The sequence below is a fragment of the Billgrantia antri genome (assembly GCF_017868935.1).
In the GTDB taxonomy this organism is placed as follows: domain Bacteria; phylum Pseudomonadota; class Gammaproteobacteria; order Pseudomonadales; family Halomonadaceae; genus Halomonas; species Halomonas antri.
Genome location: NZ_CP053383.1, coordinates 4,557,992 through 4,572,976, shown reverse-complemented (window position 1 = coordinate 4,572,976; position 14,985 = coordinate 4,557,992). Strand labels below are relative to the sequence as shown.

Annotated in this window: 15 protein-coding genes; 8 read left to right on the top strand and 7 right to left on the bottom strand. The window is 61.3% G+C overall.

Going from position 1 to position 14,985, the window contains the following annotated elements; all coding sequences use genetic code 11:
* The first annotated feature begins 372 nt into the window (after positions 1 to 372).
* The 4 genes from rpmH (at position 373) to mnmE (ending at position 4,175) form a co-directional block, all read left to right on the top strand.
* A complete protein-coding gene (rpmH, locus tag HNO53_RS21440) occupies positions 373 to 507 on the top strand; it encodes a 50S ribosomal protein L34 (RefSeq protein ID WP_010626003.1) in 135 nt (44 codons plus the stop codon).
* Between the two features lie 13 nt (positions 508 to 520).
* The gene (gene rnpA, locus HNO53_RS21435) at positions 521 to 892 is read left to right on the top strand and encodes a ribonuclease P protein component (protein WP_209475100.1); all 372 of its coding nucleotides are present in this window, start codon (positions 521 to 523) and stop codon (positions 890 to 892) included.
* Positions 893 to 1,009: 117 nt separating this feature from the next.
* The gene (yidC, locus tag HNO53_RS21430; protein WP_209475098.1) at positions 1,010 to 2,698 is read left to right on the top strand and encodes a membrane protein insertase YidC; all 1,689 of its coding nucleotides are present in this window, start codon (positions 1,010 to 1,012) and stop codon (positions 2,696 to 2,698) included.
* 106 nt (positions 2,699 to 2,804) lie between these two features.
* Entirely contained in the window at positions 2,805 to 4,175 is a 1,371-nt protein-coding gene (gene mnmE, locus HNO53_RS21425) for a tRNA uridine-5-carboxymethylaminomethyl(34) synthesis GTPase MnmE (RefSeq protein ID WP_209475096.1), read from the top strand.
* A 9-nt stretch (positions 4,176 to 4,184) separates the two neighbouring features.
* On the opposite strand, the gene HNO53_RS21420 is transcribed toward mnmE, so the two are convergent.
* From HNO53_RS21420 to rdgB, 4 genes are all read right to left on the bottom strand, one after another.
* A complete protein-coding gene (locus HNO53_RS21420) occupies positions 4,185 to 5,030 on the bottom strand; it encodes a 23S rRNA (adenine(2030)-N(6))-methyltransferase RlmJ (RefSeq protein ID WP_209475094.1) in 846 nt (281 codons plus the stop codon).
* A 94-nt stretch (positions 5,031 to 5,124) separates the two neighbouring features.
* Positions 5,125 to 5,808 (bottom strand): YiaD family glycine zipper/OmpA-like lipoprotein, encoded by a 684-nt coding sequence (locus tag HNO53_RS21415; protein ID WP_209475092.1) that lies wholly within the window; start codon positions 5,806 to 5,808, stop codon positions 5,125 to 5,127.
* Between the two features lie 28 nt (positions 5,809 to 5,836).
* Positions 5,837 to 7,042 (bottom strand): radical SAM family heme chaperone HemW, encoded by a 1,206-nt coding sequence (hemW, locus tag HNO53_RS21410; RefSeq protein WP_242597497.1) that lies wholly within the window; start codon positions 7,040 to 7,042, stop codon positions 5,837 to 5,839.
* Complete coding sequence (rdgB, locus tag HNO53_RS21405; RefSeq protein ID WP_209475090.1) at positions 7,042 to 7,653, bottom strand: RdgB/HAM1 family non-canonical purine NTP pyrophosphatase; 612 nt, start codon at positions 7,651 to 7,653, stop codon at positions 7,042 to 7,044. Before rdgB ends, hemW begins: the two co-directional genes overlap by 1 nt.
* 417 nt (positions 7,654 to 8,070) lie before the next feature.
* On the opposite strand from rdgB, the gene HNO53_RS21400 reads away from it, so the two are divergent.
* The 4 genes from HNO53_RS21400 (at position 8,071) to HNO53_RS21385 (ending at position 13,114) form a co-directional block, all read left to right on the top strand.
* Positions 8,071 to 9,447 (top strand): sigma-54 dependent transcriptional regulator, encoded by a 1,377-nt coding sequence (locus tag HNO53_RS21400; protein WP_209475089.1) that lies wholly within the window; start codon positions 8,071 to 8,073, stop codon positions 9,445 to 9,447.
* 467 nt (positions 9,448 to 9,914) lie between these two features.
* A complete protein-coding gene (locus tag HNO53_RS21395) occupies positions 9,915 to 10,586 on the top strand; it encodes a LuxR C-terminal-related transcriptional regulator (RefSeq protein WP_209475087.1) in 672 nt (223 codons plus the stop codon).
* Between the two features lie 52 nt (positions 10,587 to 10,638).
* Complete coding sequence (locus HNO53_RS21390) at positions 10,639 to 11,997, top strand: sigma-54 interaction domain-containing protein (protein WP_209475086.1); 1,359 nt, start codon at positions 10,639 to 10,641, stop codon at positions 11,995 to 11,997.
* Positions 11,998 to 12,034: 37 nt separating this feature from the next.
* Positions 12,035 to 13,114, top strand: a complete 1,080-nt coding sequence (locus HNO53_RS21385; RefSeq protein ID WP_209475084.1) for a transporter — start codon at positions 12,035 to 12,037, stop codon at positions 13,112 to 13,114.
* 81 nt (positions 13,115 to 13,195) lie between these two features.
* Here the strand turns inward: HNO53_RS21385 and HNO53_RS21380 are convergent, their stop codons facing one another.
* The 3 genes from HNO53_RS21380 to HNO53_RS21370 form a co-directional block, all read right to left on the bottom strand.
* The gene (locus HNO53_RS21380) at positions 13,196 to 13,783 is read right to left on the bottom strand and encodes a hypothetical protein (RefSeq protein WP_209475082.1); all 588 of its coding nucleotides are present in this window, start codon (positions 13,781 to 13,783) and stop codon (positions 13,196 to 13,198) included.
* A 59-nt stretch (positions 13,784 to 13,842) separates the two neighbouring features.
* Positions 13,843 to 14,508 carry a C39 family peptidase gene (locus HNO53_RS21375; protein ID WP_242597496.1) on the bottom strand — a complete coding sequence of 222 codons (666 nt, stop codon included), beginning with the start codon at positions 14,506 to 14,508 and terminating at the stop codon, positions 13,843 to 13,845.
* Between the two features lie 73 nt (positions 14,509 to 14,581).
* Entirely contained in the window at positions 14,582 to 14,950 is a 369-nt protein-coding gene (locus tag HNO53_RS21370) for a hypothetical protein (RefSeq protein WP_209475079.1), read from the bottom strand.
* Between the last annotated feature and the right edge of the window lie 35 nt (positions 14,951 to 14,985).

The following is a 14,985-nucleotide window of genomic DNA, read 5'->3' as shown; positions in this document are numbered from 1 at the left end:
CCGGCGAAGAAGGACACATCGCATCATGTCGCCAAATTGGGGGCAAGTTCTGGCAGCAAGCACTTGCGAACGGTTTTTCCACACTCCTGAGCACTGCCTACCTCGTTGATTAGGCATTAAAGTCAGGACTTATCAACAGTGACCGTCCCCAGTATTGACCACAGCGTATGCCGAGCCGGCATGGCGCCAGCACCCGCGATCTTGCCCGCCTATCCACCGCGCCAGCCCCTCGGATCGAGCGGAACAATTGCGTCGGACAGCCGAAGTCTCTACAATTTCCGGTCTTGAACCGAATCCGCCCCTGGTTCCTGATGGGAGCCAGGGCATTCCTGTAAGACGTTCCGTCAATAAACCACGTGGGAATCGAGTGTTATGAAACGTACCTTTCAACCCAGCGTTCTGAAGCGCAAGCGTGTCCACGGTTTCCGTGCGCGCATGGCCACCAAGAATGGTCGCGCCGTTCTGGCTCGCCGCCGCGCCAAGGGCCGCAAGCGTCTGAGCGCCTGATAGCGGATTGCGCGTGTCCGGTCATGGCTTCCCCAAGCAGCTGCGCTTGTTGACTGCCGGGGATTATCGATACGTTTTCGATCACGCTTCATTCAAGGTACATGGCAAGGGGCTGATGGCCCTGGCGTGCCCCAATGGACTGGACCACCCCCGCCTTGGCCTGGTCATCAGCAAGAAGAACGTGCGCAAGGCTGTGGATCGCAATCGCCTCAAGCGGTTCGCTCGAGAATCCATTCGCCTGCAGCAGTGCTCGCTACCCGCCGTCGACATCGTCCTGCTGGCTCGGCGTGGCGCGAACGAGCTGGACAGAGCAACGCTGCATCGCCAGTTCTACGGCATGTGGCGTCGCCTGGAGCGTGACGCCCGAAAGTCGATGGCCTCCTGACCGGATACGGAGTCTTTCTCCGCCTCGATAGCCTGTCTCGTCAGGCTATCGACCTTTCCTACATGACAGCGGATTTCGTTCCAGCGGCATGTTCACTACCCACCGGGCAGAACCCTCATGGACGTAAAACGACTCCTATTGCTGATCCCACTGGCCGTGCTCGCCTATTTGCTTGTCGTGCAGTGGAATCAGGATTATGGCCAGGTTGCTCCTGAGCCCGATGCTCCCGCGATCACCGCACCGGCACCCGATGAACAGCAGCCAGCCGACGAGGATGGCCTGGCCGTGCCCGCCGCGCCTCAGGCGGAGCGGCAGATGGCCGGCGACATGCCGACCGAGACCGAGCAGACGAGTGGCTCTCGCGATCTGATCGCCGTCGTGACCGATGTGCTCGATGTCCGCATCGATCCCCAGGGAGGTGACATCGTTTACGCTGCCCTGCCCCAGCATCGCGCGGCGCTCGGCTCCGACCGCCCCTATGTGCTGCTCTCGGACAACGAGACGCGCAGCTACGTGGCTCGTTCGGGACTGCAGGTGGACGGCCATGGCGGCCGTATCGGCTTCACTGCGGAGAACACCAGCTATCGTCTGACCGACGACGAGGGCAGCCTCGACGTCGATCTCCGCGGCGAAGTGAACGGTGTCGACGTGATCAAGCGCTTCACTTTCGAGCGCGGCAGCTACGCGGTGGACGTCAGCTATTACCTGGCCAACAACACCGAGGAGCCGGTCACGGCGCGCTTCATCGGCCAGCTCGCGCGGGACAATAGCCCCGATCCCTCGAGCGGCGTCTCGATGGGCATGAGCTCCTACCTCGGTGCCGCCTACTCGTCGCCTGAGGATCGCTACCAGAAAGTCGATTTCGACGATGTCCAGGCGGGCAATTTCAACAACCGTGACGTCCAGGGTGGCTGGGTAGCCATCATCCAGCACTATTTCGTCTCGGCCTGGGTCCCCTCACAGAATCAGCAGAACCTGCAATACGCCACCACGGATTCGCGCAACCGCAACGTGGCCGCGTTCGCCGGTCCGGTCACCACGGTTTCCGCCGACGGCGAGGCTCGCCTGGGCGCCACGCTCTACATGGGCCCCAAGGTGCAGAGCTACCTCGAGGAAGTGGCGCCCAACCTGCGCCTGACCGTCGATTTCGGCTGGCTGTGGTTCATTGCCAATCCGCTGTTCTGGTTGCTCGATCATATCCAGGACATCATCGGCAACTGGGGCTGGTCAATCGTTTTCCTGACCGTCCTGGTCAAGCTGGCCATGTGGCCGCTCTCCGCCAAGGCGTACAAGTCCATGGCCCGCATGCGCAAGCTGGGGCCCGAGATGCAGCGCCTCAAGGAACAATACGGCGACGATCGTCAGAAGATGTCCCAGGAGATGATGAAGTTCTACCAGAAGGAGAAGATCAATCCTCTGGGCGGCTGTCTGCCGATACTGGTGCAGATGCCGGTCTTCATCGCCCTCTACTGGATGCTGCTGGAATCGGTCGAGCTGCGCCACGCGCCCTTCATGTTCTGGATCCAGGACCTGTCGATGAAGGACCCGTACTTCATCCTGCCGATCCTGATGGGCGCCTCGATGTTCGTGCAGCAAATGCTCAACCCGACGCCGCCCGACCCCATGCAGGCGAAGATCATGAAGATGCTGCCGATCGTCTTCACCTTCTTCTTCCTGTGGTTCCCGGCCGGCCTGGTCATCTACTGGGTGGTCAACAACGTCATCTCGATCGCCCAGCAGTACGTGATCACGCGCAAGATCGAGAACGACCCCAGTGTGGGCAAGGCAGCCAAGAGCAAGCGCTGAGCGCACGCCGGCAACATCCCAGACCCCCGCCCTCGCGGGGGTCTGGCGTTTCAGAGCCCGCAACGGGACAATGCGGCACGTGCCTCACCATCAACAGGGCCAACCCATGTCGGATCCGCTCTATCACCCAGACACCATCGCCGCCTTGGCCACCCCGCCGGGGCGCGGCGGGGTGGGCATCATCCGCGTCTCGGGGCCGCAGTGCACGACGATCGCCGAGGCCATGGTGGGCCACTGCCCCGAGCCCCGTCGCGCCCATTACGGCCCCTTTCACGGCGACCGCACAGTCATCGACGAAGGCATAGCCCTCTTTTTTGCCGGCCCTCACTCTTTCACCGGCGAGGACGTGCTGGAACTGCAGGGGCACGGCGGGCCGGTGATCATGGACCTGCTCTTGGAGCGCTGCGTACAGCTCGGTGCCCGCCTGGCAAGGCCCGGTGAGTTTTCCGAACGTGCCTTCCTCAACGACAAGCTGGACCTGGCCCAGGCCGAGGCTATCGCCGATCTGATCGAAGCCAGCTCGAGAACGGCGGCGGAAAACGCCCTACGCTCACTGCAGGGCGAGTTCTCACGCCGCGTGGAGGCACTCGTGCAGCGGCTGATCGAATTGCGCATGTACGTGGAAGCGGCCATCGATTTCCCCGAAGAGGAAATCGACTTTCTCGCCGACGGCCGGGTGGCCGAGATGCTCGACGTCGTTCAGGCCGAACTCGCCGAGGTGCGTGCCGCCGCCGGCCAGGGGGCACTGATGCGTGAAGGCATGAGCGTGGTGATCGCCGGGCGCCCCAACGCCGGCAAGTCGAGCCTGCTCAACGCCCTCACCGAGCAGGAGACAGCCATCGTCACGGAAATCGCCGGTACCACCCGCGACGTGCTGCGCGAACATATTCACCTGGACGGCATGCCGCTGCACGTAATCGACACGGCGGGGCTGCGTGACACACCGGATGCAGTCGAGCGGATCGGCGTGGCTCGCGCCTGGGCCGAGATCGAGAAGGCCGATCGCGTGTTGCTGCTGGTGGACGCTGCCACCACCGACGCCACCGACCCCATGGCGATCTGGCCCGAGTTCGTCGCACGCCTGCCCGACCCAGAGCGCCTGACCTTGGTGCGCAACAAGATCGATGCCAGCCGCGAGGCCCCGACAGCAGACCTGTCCACCTCTCCACCGGTGATTCGCCTCTCGGCGCGAACCGGCGAGGGTATGGGCAACCTGAAAGAGCACCTCAAGGCAGTGATGGGGTACGCCACGACCACCGAGGGGCGCTTCTCGGCCCGCCGCCGCCATCTGGAGGCCCTCGACCGGGCACAGCAGGCCCTCGAAAGCGGCGAGGCACAGCTATCCGGCTACGGCGCCGGCGAACTGCTGGCCGAGGATCTGCGCGACGCCCAGCAGGCGCTGGGCGAGATCACCGGCGAATTCAGCGCCGACGATCTCTTGGGCGAAATCTTCGGCAGCTTCTGTATCGGCAAGTAGCCGGAGGCGCTACTCCTCCACCCACCAGTCGGCCGTGTAGCGGCTAGTCGCGCCCAGCAGCGGCACGACCCGAGCCATGGCCGCGGCGAGACGCTCGTCCACCCCCCAGGGCGGATTGACTACCAGCATACCGCTACCGTACATGCCGCGCTCCTCGCCCGGCTCATGAAGGGTCAGTTCGCTGCGCCAGATCTTGCGCAGCCCGCCGTCACGCAGGTGTTCGAGCAGCTCGCGGTGGCGCGCCGCAGGCAGCAACGGGTACCACACCAGCACCACGGCGTGACGCACCTTGCGCATCGCTGCCAGCAGTGTCTCGGCGACTTCCCTATATTCCGCCTTGCGCTCGTAGCTGGGGTCGATCAGCACGCACAGCCGCGGCGTGGCGGCGGGCAGTCCGGCGAGCAGCCCGGTCAGGCCGTCGGCATGCAACCGCCTGACGTTGGCGGGAAGCCGCTGCAGGGTCAGATGCTCGTGTTCTCCCGGGTGGAGCTCGAACAGCTGCAGCCGATCGTCCTTGCGCAGCCGTTGGCCGAGCCACCAGGGCGAACCGGGATAGCGCTCGAGCCGGCATGCATCGGGCTGTACGCCGGCAATGGCCCCGAGCCAGCTCGCCAGCAGCGGCTCGTCAACCAGACGATCCCGCGCCTGCCACAGCGGCAATACGCCATGTCGATACTCCCCGAGGCGCTGAGTCTCGGGTGCATCCAGCGGATAGACGCCGCGTCCGGCATGGGTATCGAGGAAGGTGATCGGCGAGGCCTTGCGCAGCAAGTGATCGACGACGGCATACAAGACGAGATGCTTGTGAACGTCGGCGAAATTGCCGGCATGATAGGCGTGCTGATAGGAGAGCATGGACGGTAACCTCACGCGCCGTCAGGGGCACAGACAAGCGGGCCCGCCACTCACCACAGTGGCGGGCCCGCAAGGCAACGCCTGCGTTTGGCGCTTACTGCTGCTGGAACTGCGACTGGATCGGCGTCAGCGTGATCTCGACGCGACGGTTCTGGGCTCGGCCTTCCTCGGTATCATTGCTTGCTACCGGCTGGCTCTCGCCGTAACCGGTCATGGAGAGTCGGTTGCGTGCCACGCCCGACTGTGCCAAGTACTCGCCGACGGCCTGGGCACGGCGCTCAGAGAGCCGCTGGTTATAGGCGTCGTCGCCCGTGCTGTCGGTATGCCCGGCGATGTTGACGCGGGTATCGGTATATTGGGTCAGCACGTTGGCCACGTCATTGAGCGCATTGCGCGCCTGTACGGTAAGATCGCTGGAGTCGAAGCCGAACGTCACGCTGCTGGGCATGTTGAGCACGATATCGTCGCCGCGGCGCTCGACGTCGACGCCGGTGCCCTGCATGCTCTCGCGCAGCTGTTGCTCCTGGCGATCCATGTAGGCACCGATACCGGCACCCGCTGCCGCACCCACGGCGGCCCCGATCAGCGCGCGATCGCGTCGGCTGGTGCTGCCGTCGCCCGAGAGAGCACCGGCGGCGGCACCAACCGCTGCCCCTATCCCGGCTCCCGACAGGGTCTTGTTGCGCTGGGTCTGCCCCGAATAAGGATCGGTGGTGGCACAACCGACAAGCAGCAAGGCAGCCGCAAGAGGGGCAACGAATCGGGTAGCTTTGAGCATGAGCAATCTCCAGATCAGGGTAACGAGATCATTCCGTGCCGGCGTCGTCCACGAGCGCCAGCAACTCGTTCAAGAATAATAGACCTCGCGGTGAAGCCTGAAGCCTTTCGCGATCTTCCACAAGAAGTCCTTTTTCGTATGCCGCAGCGAGCCGCTCGTTCAGCACCGCGAGAGGGCGCCCGGTGTGGGCCTGCCAGTCAGCCATGGCCACACCGTCGACGAGGCGCAGCGCATTCATGGCGAACTCGAGCGGCAGCTCGGCCTCACCGACCCGGCTGCTGCCGGCCACGAAGCCGCGTGGATCGCGACGGCGGCGCAGGTAGGCCTCGGGCTGGCGCGTCTTCCAGCGGCGCTCTATCTGGAGCCGCCCCGACTCGTCCACGGCACTCAGCTTGCCGTGACTGCCGGCCCCGATGCCCAGGTAGTCACCGAAGCGCCAGTAGTTGAGGTTGTGCCGGGAGCGTCGCCCGGGCTGCGCATAGGCGGAAATCTCATAGCGCGCCAACCCTTCGGCCTCGAGCCGCTCATGGCCAAGGTCCTGGATGTCCCACAGCACCTCCTCCTCCGGTAGCACTGGTGGCCTGGAGTGAAACTCGGTGTTGGGTTCGAGGGTGAGCTGGTACCAGGAAAGATGCTCCGGCGTCAGCGTCAGGGCACGCTCCAGGTCGGCCAGGGCCAGCCCGGGGGTCTGCCCCGGCAGGCCGTGCATCAGATCGAGATTGAGGTTGTCGAAGCCGGCCGTGCGCGCCTCCTCGACCGCGGCCACGGCATCCTCGCCGCTGTGTATGCGCCCCAGGGCCTCGAGCTGGGCCGACTGGAAACTCTGCACGCCGAGCGATAGCCGATTGATGCCAGCCCGGCGGTAGCCCCGGAAACGCCCGCGCTCCAGCGTACCGGGGTTGGCTTCCAGGGTGATCTCGATGTCTTCGGCAAGCGGTAGGCGCCGGGCCAGCTCAGCGAGGAAGCGCTGGTAGAACCCAGCCGACATCAGGCTCGGCGTCCCGCCACCGATGAAGATGCTGACCAAGGGCCGACCTGCCGCCAGCGGCAGGTCGGCATCGAGATCGTCGAGCAGGGCGGCCAGATACTCGTCTTCCGGCAACTCGCCACCCCTGCCGACGCTATGGGAATTGAAATCGCAGTAGGGGCACTTGCGCACGCACCAGGGCACGTGCACGTAGAGGGCCAGGGGGGGCAGAATCGATACGTCCCGAATCGCGGCTGGCATCAGCATCAGCGCCGGCTCGCCTCGCGCAGGGCCGCCAGCATCGCTTCGAGGGCACGTCCGCGGTGGCTGAGGCGGTTCTTCTCCTCGCCATCGAGCTCCGCCACGCTCCTGCCGAGGGACGGCAGCCAGAACAGCGGGTCATAGCCGAATCCCCCCTCTCCTCGCGGCTGCTGAAGAATCTCCCCTTCCCAGCTGCGCTGAACGATAAGCGGTACAGGATCCTCGGCGTGACGCAGGTAGACCAGCGCACACCAGTAGCGCCCGCTACGAGCGGGCCCCGAGACCCCGCTCAGGGCCTCCAGCAGCTTAGCGTTGTTGCGCGCATCGCTCTTGGGTTCTCCGGCGTAGCGTGCCGAATAGATGCCCGGCCGTCCCGAAAGGAAATCGACCTCGAGCCCCGAGTCGTCGGCCAGTGCCGGCAGGCCACTGGCACGACTGGCGGCACGCGCCTTGAGCAGGGCGTTCTCGACGAAGGTGAGCCCGGTTTCCTCGACATCGACCACGCCGAACTCCGACTGGGGACGGACACGTAATCCCAGGTCAGCGAAAAGCTGGCGGAACTCGCGGATCTTGCCGGGATTGGCGCTGGCCAGAACCAGCTCATCTGTGGGGGACACAACCGCTCCTCATTCAGGATCTCACTCCCGTATGTTACACGACGCAAGGACTTGGCAGAACTGCCTTCGCTGTCGCGACTTGCGCAACGAAGCACAATATAAAAGTCGTAACAAGACGACCACGGGGCAATGCACCTGCAGCTTGTTGAGACCGTTTTTGTAACCTATCTTTACATTGGGCTTGCGTAGGGTAGCGACAGTATGGCGCGACTGCCGGATGGAAATGCGTCGATCAGTTGATGAAAACCCGAGCAGAATTACCTGACACTTACATTAGTAATTTTAGATCAAATAATGACGACTGGCCGCTATTTAGCGGAAATCTCCGCCTATTCAACCTAGCCATCGCCGCTTTCGCTATAGCTCGCTAGGAGCAGAAGGGAATCCCCTTACGTATTCAATGAAGACGAGCGACTCATGGAAAAAGACACAGCACTCTTGTTGATCGGTCCCGTGTCAGATGACAGGCAAAGATTCATTGAGCGCATGGCAGGCAAAGGGTGGCATATCAACCTTGCCGAGAGCCTGGAAGCGGCACAATCTCTGCTGAATGAAACCGAACATGAGGCAGGTATCTGCTTTCTTCATCATGACCAAGCTAACGAGCTGAAAAATATAGAAAAGCTGATCGCTCGATCGAGAATGGAATGGATCGCCATGGTGCGTGAGTCCGTGCTCGACGACCCCTGGATCTGCAAAGCGCTGGGAAGCCTTTTCATGGCCTACCAGTCGGAGCCGATCGACATCGAGCAGGTCGATTGCCTCCTGCGGCACGCAGTGGCCATGAAACGGCTCAGGAAGGAGGAGGCCGCATCAAAACGGCCAAGGGAGACCGAATTCGACATGGTCGGCACGGTACCGGTCATGCAAAAGGTGTTCGACACCATACGCCGGGTAGCCTCCGTGGAGGCTCCCGTATTCATCAGCGGTGAGTCGGGCACGGGCAAGGAACTTGCCGCCCGCGCCATACACGAACGCTCACAACGCGCTACTGCGCCTTTCGTTGCCGTGAATTGTGGCGCCCTACCCAGCAACCTGATTCAGTCCGAACTGTTCGGCCATGAGAAAGGTGCCTTCACCGGCGCCAACCAACGTAAGATCGGCCAGATCGAAGCCGCCTCGGGCGGCACGTTGTTCCTCGACGAGATCGGTGACCTGTCCCTGGAACTGCAAGTCAATCTGCTGCGTTTTCTCGAGGAAAAAACGATTCAGCGCATCGGTGCACTCGAAGAGGTACACGTCGATGTTCGCGTCCTTTCGGCTACCCACGTGGATCTGGCGAGGGCAATCGAGGAGGGACGGTTCCGCGAGGACCTCTACCATCGCCTCAACGTGCTGCAGGTCGCCATTCCACCGCTGAGAGAACGCCAGGAGGACATAGAAACCCTGGCCAGGTTTTTCTTCGATAAATTCGCCGAAGAAAAATCCTTGAAAGTACAGGGTTTCAGCCAAGACGCTCTGGTACTCATGCAGCAGCATCACTGGCCGGGCAATATTCGGGAGCTCATCAATCGTGTGCGTCGCGCCATGGTCATGTGTGAGCAGCGTCTGATCAAGCCGTCGGATCTGGGTCTAGAACGACGCGCATCCAGTCGCCATGTCGTGACCCTGGAGGAGGCTCGCAACTGTGCCGAGAGAGATGCCTTGCGACAAGCCCTGGGTCGCAACAGGCAAAAGGTCAAGCAAGCCGCCGAAGAACTGGGCGTGTCACGGGTAACGCTTTATCGACTGATTGAAAAGCACGGCCTGGACAGAACGACCGAAGAGACCGCTTGTCCCTTCACCTCGGCATGAGCCTGCTGCTCCTTGCGGCCACACCAACGGGTATCTCGGCGCAGCCCTATGGGTGCCCACCTAGCGCGAGGATGGGTTGGGCAGCGCAGAATGGTGCTTTCCACTGTTGATCAGTATGAAAAACATACTTCTCTATCCGCTGTACTCTCATACCTCAAGGAGGCGAGAGCAATGGGAAATTTTGCCCTTAGAGACACCTCCACCTCACGAATGAATCTTTATAACTTATTGTTTTTTTGACAAATATCTTTTCAGCTAAGAAAAAAGTGGACCCGCGTGCCTAGTCAGTTCAGTACCAGAGGAGGCAGCGCTTGGTATGAGACTACATAGAGAAAAGTAATAAGCAGAATATTTTCATGAAAAAAACATATTAACCACCTTGCTGTTTTTGACCGAGACTCGAAAATGGCGGCAAATTTTACATTTCTTTACATGTAGAACTACGAATAAATAAGGGGGAAGGGATCATGACAAGCATGGACTTTCGGATCTTTCTGGTAACCGCCATCAATCCCCAGTCGAAGCTGTTCATCGAGCACCTTCAGCAACAGCTGGAGCATGAGGTCGTCGCTGTCGATACCGAGGCCATGCCATCCATGAGCGAGGGAGATAACGTCCTGGTGATACTCGACCTGGACCACTTGGGCGAAGCGAATATGCAGCGCTGGCAGGCGGCAGCGGATGGCAAGGAAACCATCAGTCTCGCCGCCTTCAATGTGCGCGACGAAGGGCACGCGGTCGAGCTGCTCTCGTCACTCAACCTGCAGGGCATTTTCTACCGGAACGACAGCGTAGAGCTTATCTGCAAGGGAATCGAGGCACTCCAGAGCGGCAGCCTCTGGATGTCGCGAACTCTGATGTCTCGCATGATCCAGCTTCTGCGTCGCCAGCAGATGAACTCCTATCGCCCAGCCTGTGGATTGACCCAGCGTGAGCTGGAGATCATCGGACTTCTCGGCACGGGAGCCACCAATTCGGAGATCGCCGAAAAACTGTTCGTCAGCGAACATACCGTGAAATCCCATCTCTACAACATCTTCAGGAAAATAAAGGTTCACAACCGGCTACAAGCCATGAACTGGGCCAGACGGAACCTGTTCAGCGTACCTCCCAGCTATAAGCGCGAGGCGCGCCACTGAGGCAGGCAAGGAATTGAAGTAATGCTGGAGCGCAGCCATAGGGATATCCGTCATGGAAACGCCCCCCAACGTCATGCTGCTGGACCGGGTTTCTGAACGCTCATGCAAGATGCTGGCGGCACTCGACGAGAAGGGTTGCATCGTTACGCTCGCCGGGAATCATCAGCAAGCACGCCATGCCATGGCGCATGACGATTTCGATGTCGGACTCGTCCAGCTTCTGGAAGAAGATGCCGATGACGTGTCGATGCTGGAAAGCCTGGTTCTCGACAGCGGCTTTGACTGGGTAGCCTTGACCAATCCACGTCAAGCCAGCGATCCCCGTATCCGTCCGGTACTTGCCCGGATGTTCCACAGCGTTCATTTCCACGAGGATCTGGCCGGTCTGGTCTGCCTGTTGCGCAGCATTTCCCGGCAGCGTGCCGTATCACTCAATGCCGACAGAAAAGCCGTTCTCCATGTTGCCAAGAAGATCTTGATCGGTACCTCACCCAGCATGCGTCGGGTCGTGAAGAAGATCCATACCCTGGCTGACGTCGATGCCCCTGTGTTCATCAGCGGTGAATCGGGGACTGGCAAGGAGCTGGCTGCCAGGGCCATCCATGAGCTTTCCTCCCGCGCACACGCTCCGTTCGTTGCGGTCAACTGCGGTGCCATTCCGCCCAACTTGATTCAATCCGAACTCTTTGGCTTCGAAAAGGGCGCCTTCACGGATGCGCATTGCCGGCGCATGGGAAAGATCGAGGCTGCCTCTGGGGGTACCCTGTTTCTGGATGAGATCAGCGAGCTGCCCTATGACCTTCAAGCAACCTTCCTGCGTTTCATCGAGAGTCGGCGTTTCTTTCGACTCGGCAGCCGCAAGGAAACTCAAGCGGACGTGCGCATCCTCGCCGCAACGAACAGGGACGTGCCCACACTCGTGGAGGAGGAACGCTTCAGACTGGATCTCTTCTACCGCTTGAACGTACTCGAGATCCGGATACCGCCGCTGCGGGAGAGAAAGGAGGATATAAAGCCTCTCGTCGAACTCTTCTTCGAGCAATACAAGCAATACCGGCCTTCCGGCCTGATGGGCTTCAGTCCGTCCGCCATGGCGCGGCTGCAGGACCACGACTGGCCAGGCAACGTACGCGAGCTGATGAATACGGTCTGCCGCGCCATGCTCATGTCGAATCCTCCCCATATCGAGGCGGAGGACATACCGATTGCCAACCCTGGCACGCCTCATCAGCCACCCACCCTGGAGGAAATCCGTGAGCAGGCCGAACGCCACACCATCCTCAATGCGCTCAAGCGAAACCGCTATAACGTTGCACGCACATCGCGAGAGTTAGGGGTCTCTCGCGTCACGCTTTACCGCCTGCTGGACAAGTATGACATCCAGCGAACCTATGACCGACACCCACCATGACGGTTCCTCGGAGCCAGAACTTCAAGGGAAGAGAAACATGAATAAAATTAAATTCTTGCTGTTTAACTCCGCACTGGGTCTCGCCCTCTCCCAGGGCGTGGCGGCCCAGGACACTGCCGCTCCGGGCGGCATCACATCGCCGGTAGGCCAAGCGCCGGTCGAGGCACCGCCCGAGCAGCCCGAAGTCCAGGCCATCGCGGACATCGGTGGCGTACTGACGCCACGCGGAAGATTGGTATTGGAACCTTCGCTGCAGTACTCCCATTCAGGGGTCAACCGCCTGACCTTTCGCGGCGTCGAGATTCTCAGCACCCTTCTTATTGGGGTGTTCAGCGCCGAAGAGGCCGAACGGGACGTCTGGACCGCCGCGCTGACCGGACGGCTAGGGGTCACCGACCGGCTCGAGATGGAACTCAAGGTGCCCTATGTCTATCGCGATGATACCGTGCGAGCCACGGTTCCCACGGTCGGGGACGACAGCTTCGATATCGATCGCGATCTTTCCGGCAACGGCCTGGGAGATATCGAAGTCACCGCGCGCTATCAGCTCAACCGCGGCCAGAACGGCTGGCCCTTCTTCGTCGGCAATCTGCGCTACAAGAGCGTTACCGGAGACGGCCCCTTCGACATTTCCCGCGACGCCGACGGCATCGAGCAGGAGCTGGCTACCGGCTCAGGCTTTCATGCCATCGAGCCCAGCATTACCGCGCTCTTTCCCTCCGACCCGGCAGTATTCTTCGCCAACCTTGGCTACCTCTACAACATGAGCGACGACGTCGACACGCGACTCACCGATGAGTTGCGCATCGGCGAGGTCGATCCGGGCGATGCGGTGCGGCTGAGCTTCGGCATGGCATATGCCATCAACCCCCGGGCCTCCTTCACGCTGGGCTTCAAGAATGATTTCATCGGCAAGACAGAAACCGAGTACTTCGACGACGATGCCAGAGTGACCCAGAGCTCACGCACCCTCAATGTCGGCTCGCTGCTGCTGGGCTGGTCCTATCAACTCAACCAGGACGTCTCGGTCAACCTCGGCCTGGAGCTGGGGGTGACCGACGATGCCCCCAATACCGTGCTGACGCTACGGATTCCCTTCGGCTCCAACGTGTTCTGAGTCCCGCCAGAGGCCCGGTGCAGTTCATAAATACCGGGCCTCACTGCGCAGGCAAGGCAAGGCAAGGCAAGAAAGCTGCGCTCAACGGGCCAGTGAGTTCGTGATGAAGTGACGTTGCTGGGCTGCTTGCAACGCCGGCAGGTTATTGACCTGTACGCCAATATCGAGCTGTTGCCGGATGTCCCGCCCTGACGCGTCGCTGACTACACCGCCAAGGATGGCGTCCTGCGTCACCGAGTGGAACACCGAGGTGAAGCCCTTGCTGTCGTTCACTACCAGGCCGGGGAAGTCCTTCATCCCGGTAAGGTTGATACCGCTCGGCGTCAACTCCATGATGGTCTTGCCGCTTCCCTGCCCGACCTGGTTGACGAGCTGGCCATCAATGACGCCATGCTGAGTGATCGTCTGGGACACGACCTCGGCACCCGTCCCGTTGATGATGAAGACGGTATCCATCCGCACGTTGTCCACCAGGGTCTGGAGGGTAGCACCGAAGCTCATGTCGAGCCCAGAGATCTGGAAGCCTCCCCGCAATTCACTCATTTCCACCTCGTCGATAGGCTCCAAGTAGGCAAAGTCGGCCGCCTGCAGCGTGGCGCTCGACAGGCACAGTGACACCACGCCCAACCAGCCGAAGAGTTCGCTACGTAAAGCCGGGGCCGGTTGCATCGCGTTCTCAGGATGACAGGTAATCGCTCGCCAAGAGCTTCGGCGTGTTTTCATCGCATTTACCGCCCAAGTTCGTTGATTGCTGGCAGCTGCAGCAGCATCGATGCCACATCGGCCCGGTCGATACCGCTACCGACCGGAGCCGATGGCCGGATGCGCCAGTCTCGCTCATGGTTGAAGTTGGCCTTGGCAATGGCGGTATCGGCACGGGCCCCCAGCACCAGGCCACTCCAGATCGACTCGAAGTGCGCCCTGGGCACTGCCACGGTGCCCACGGCAGGGTCGCCGAGCAGTACGCTATCGCCATCCACTCCCTTGAACACGACGAAGTGTCGGTATCCCCCCGTATTGATCAGGGTTATGGCGGGAATACCGATGCGCTCCAGGTCATCGAGCCCGACCCGGAAACCGTCCGAGTTGAGTCCCTGGCCGTCGAGGTAGCGTTTCATGTCGAGCATGGAGAAACCCTGCTCCCGAATCTGCTCGACTTCCCCTGTGCGAATCATCGACTCGAAGACGTCCGCCTCAGTGGTGGGCCGGTCATAGTGATAGGTGAGCAGTGTCGCCACCGCAGCAGCCCCGCAGCTGTAGTCGTACTGCTGGGCGACGACGCCGTCCCAACGCATCTCGTGATGGCTTCTCGCCGCGACCGTCACGGAGCCGAAGCCACCGTTCAGCGCGATCGTCACGCCGGCCGCCTGCAGCGGTTTCGCCTGCAGGCTCATGCCAACACATGCCAGCGCTAAGCCGAGCCACCGTAGAGTTCCGGCCATTCTCCACCCCCGTCGCTCCCCAGCCTTACTGGGGCGCATAGATGCTGATGCTGACCCCCGTCGAGACCGCATTGGCATGCCCCGTCATGAGATTCATCAAGGTAATCCCCGAGACGTTGTCCATGGCGTTGGCCTCGACGTTGATGCTGCCCGAGACGATCGTACCGGCGGTGAAGGATGCCCCCTTTGCCGCCGCTTCCAGGCTCTGAATGCTCTGGACGTTGACCAGATCGCGGAAACCTTCCCTGCCGGTCACGTCCTGAAGCTCACTCGCCTCGATGCGATGGAACGCATCGAAACCCTTCGTCACGTCGTCCTCTGCCATCATCAGCGGGCTGGCAAGGCTCAAGCCAACCACCAGCGCAACCTGCATGCTTCGCCCGATACGCTTCATGGCATCGCTCCCTCTTCCACAGCTTCAACGGTGGA

Coding starts and splice junctions, on each gene's coding strand:
- HNO53_RS21400 (WP_209475089.1), top strand. CDS start 8,071: ATGGAAAAAGACACAGCACTCTTGTTGATCGGTCCCGTGTCAGATGAC.
- rpmH (WP_010626003.1), top strand. CDS start 373: ATGAAACGTACCTTTCAACCCAGCGTTCTGAAGCGCAAGCGTGTCCAC.
- HNO53_RS21420 (WP_209475094.1), bottom strand. CDS start 5,030: ATGCTCTCCTATCAGCACGCCTATCATGCCGGCAATTTCGCCGACGTT.
- HNO53_RS21375 (WP_242597496.1), bottom strand. CDS start 14,508: ATGAGCCTGCAGGCGAAACCGCTGCAGGCGGCCGGCGTGACGATCGCG.
- HNO53_RS21390 (WP_209475086.1), top strand. CDS start 10,639: ATGGAAACGCCCCCCAACGTCATGCTGCTGGACCGGGTTTCTGAACGC.
- mnmE (WP_209475096.1), top strand. CDS start 2,805: ATGTCGGATCCGCTCTATCACCCAGACACCATCGCCGCCTTGGCCACC.
- HNO53_RS21415 (WP_209475092.1), bottom strand. CDS start 5,808: ATGCTCAAAGCTACCCGATTCGTTGCCCCTCTTGCGGCTGCCTTGCTG.
- HNO53_RS21380 (WP_209475082.1), bottom strand. CDS start 13,783: ATGCAACCGGCCCCGGCTTTACGTAGCGAACTCTTCGGCTGGTTGGGC.
- HNO53_RS21385 (WP_209475084.1), top strand. CDS start 12,035: ATGAATAAAATTAAATTCTTGCTGTTTAACTCCGCACTGGGTCTCGCC.
- HNO53_RS21370 (WP_209475079.1), bottom strand. CDS start 14,950: ATGAAGCGTATCGGGCGAAGCATGCAGGTTGCGCTGGTGGTTGGCTTG.
- yidC (WP_209475098.1), top strand. CDS start 1,010: ATGGACGTAAAACGACTCCTATTGCTGATCCCACTGGCCGTGCTCGCC.
- HNO53_RS21395 (WP_209475087.1), top strand. CDS start 9,915: ATGACAAGCATGGACTTTCGGATCTTTCTGGTAACCGCCATCAATCCC.
- hemW (WP_242597497.1), bottom strand. CDS start 7,042: ATGCTGATGCCAGCCGCGATTCGGGACGTATCGATTCTGCCCCCCCTG.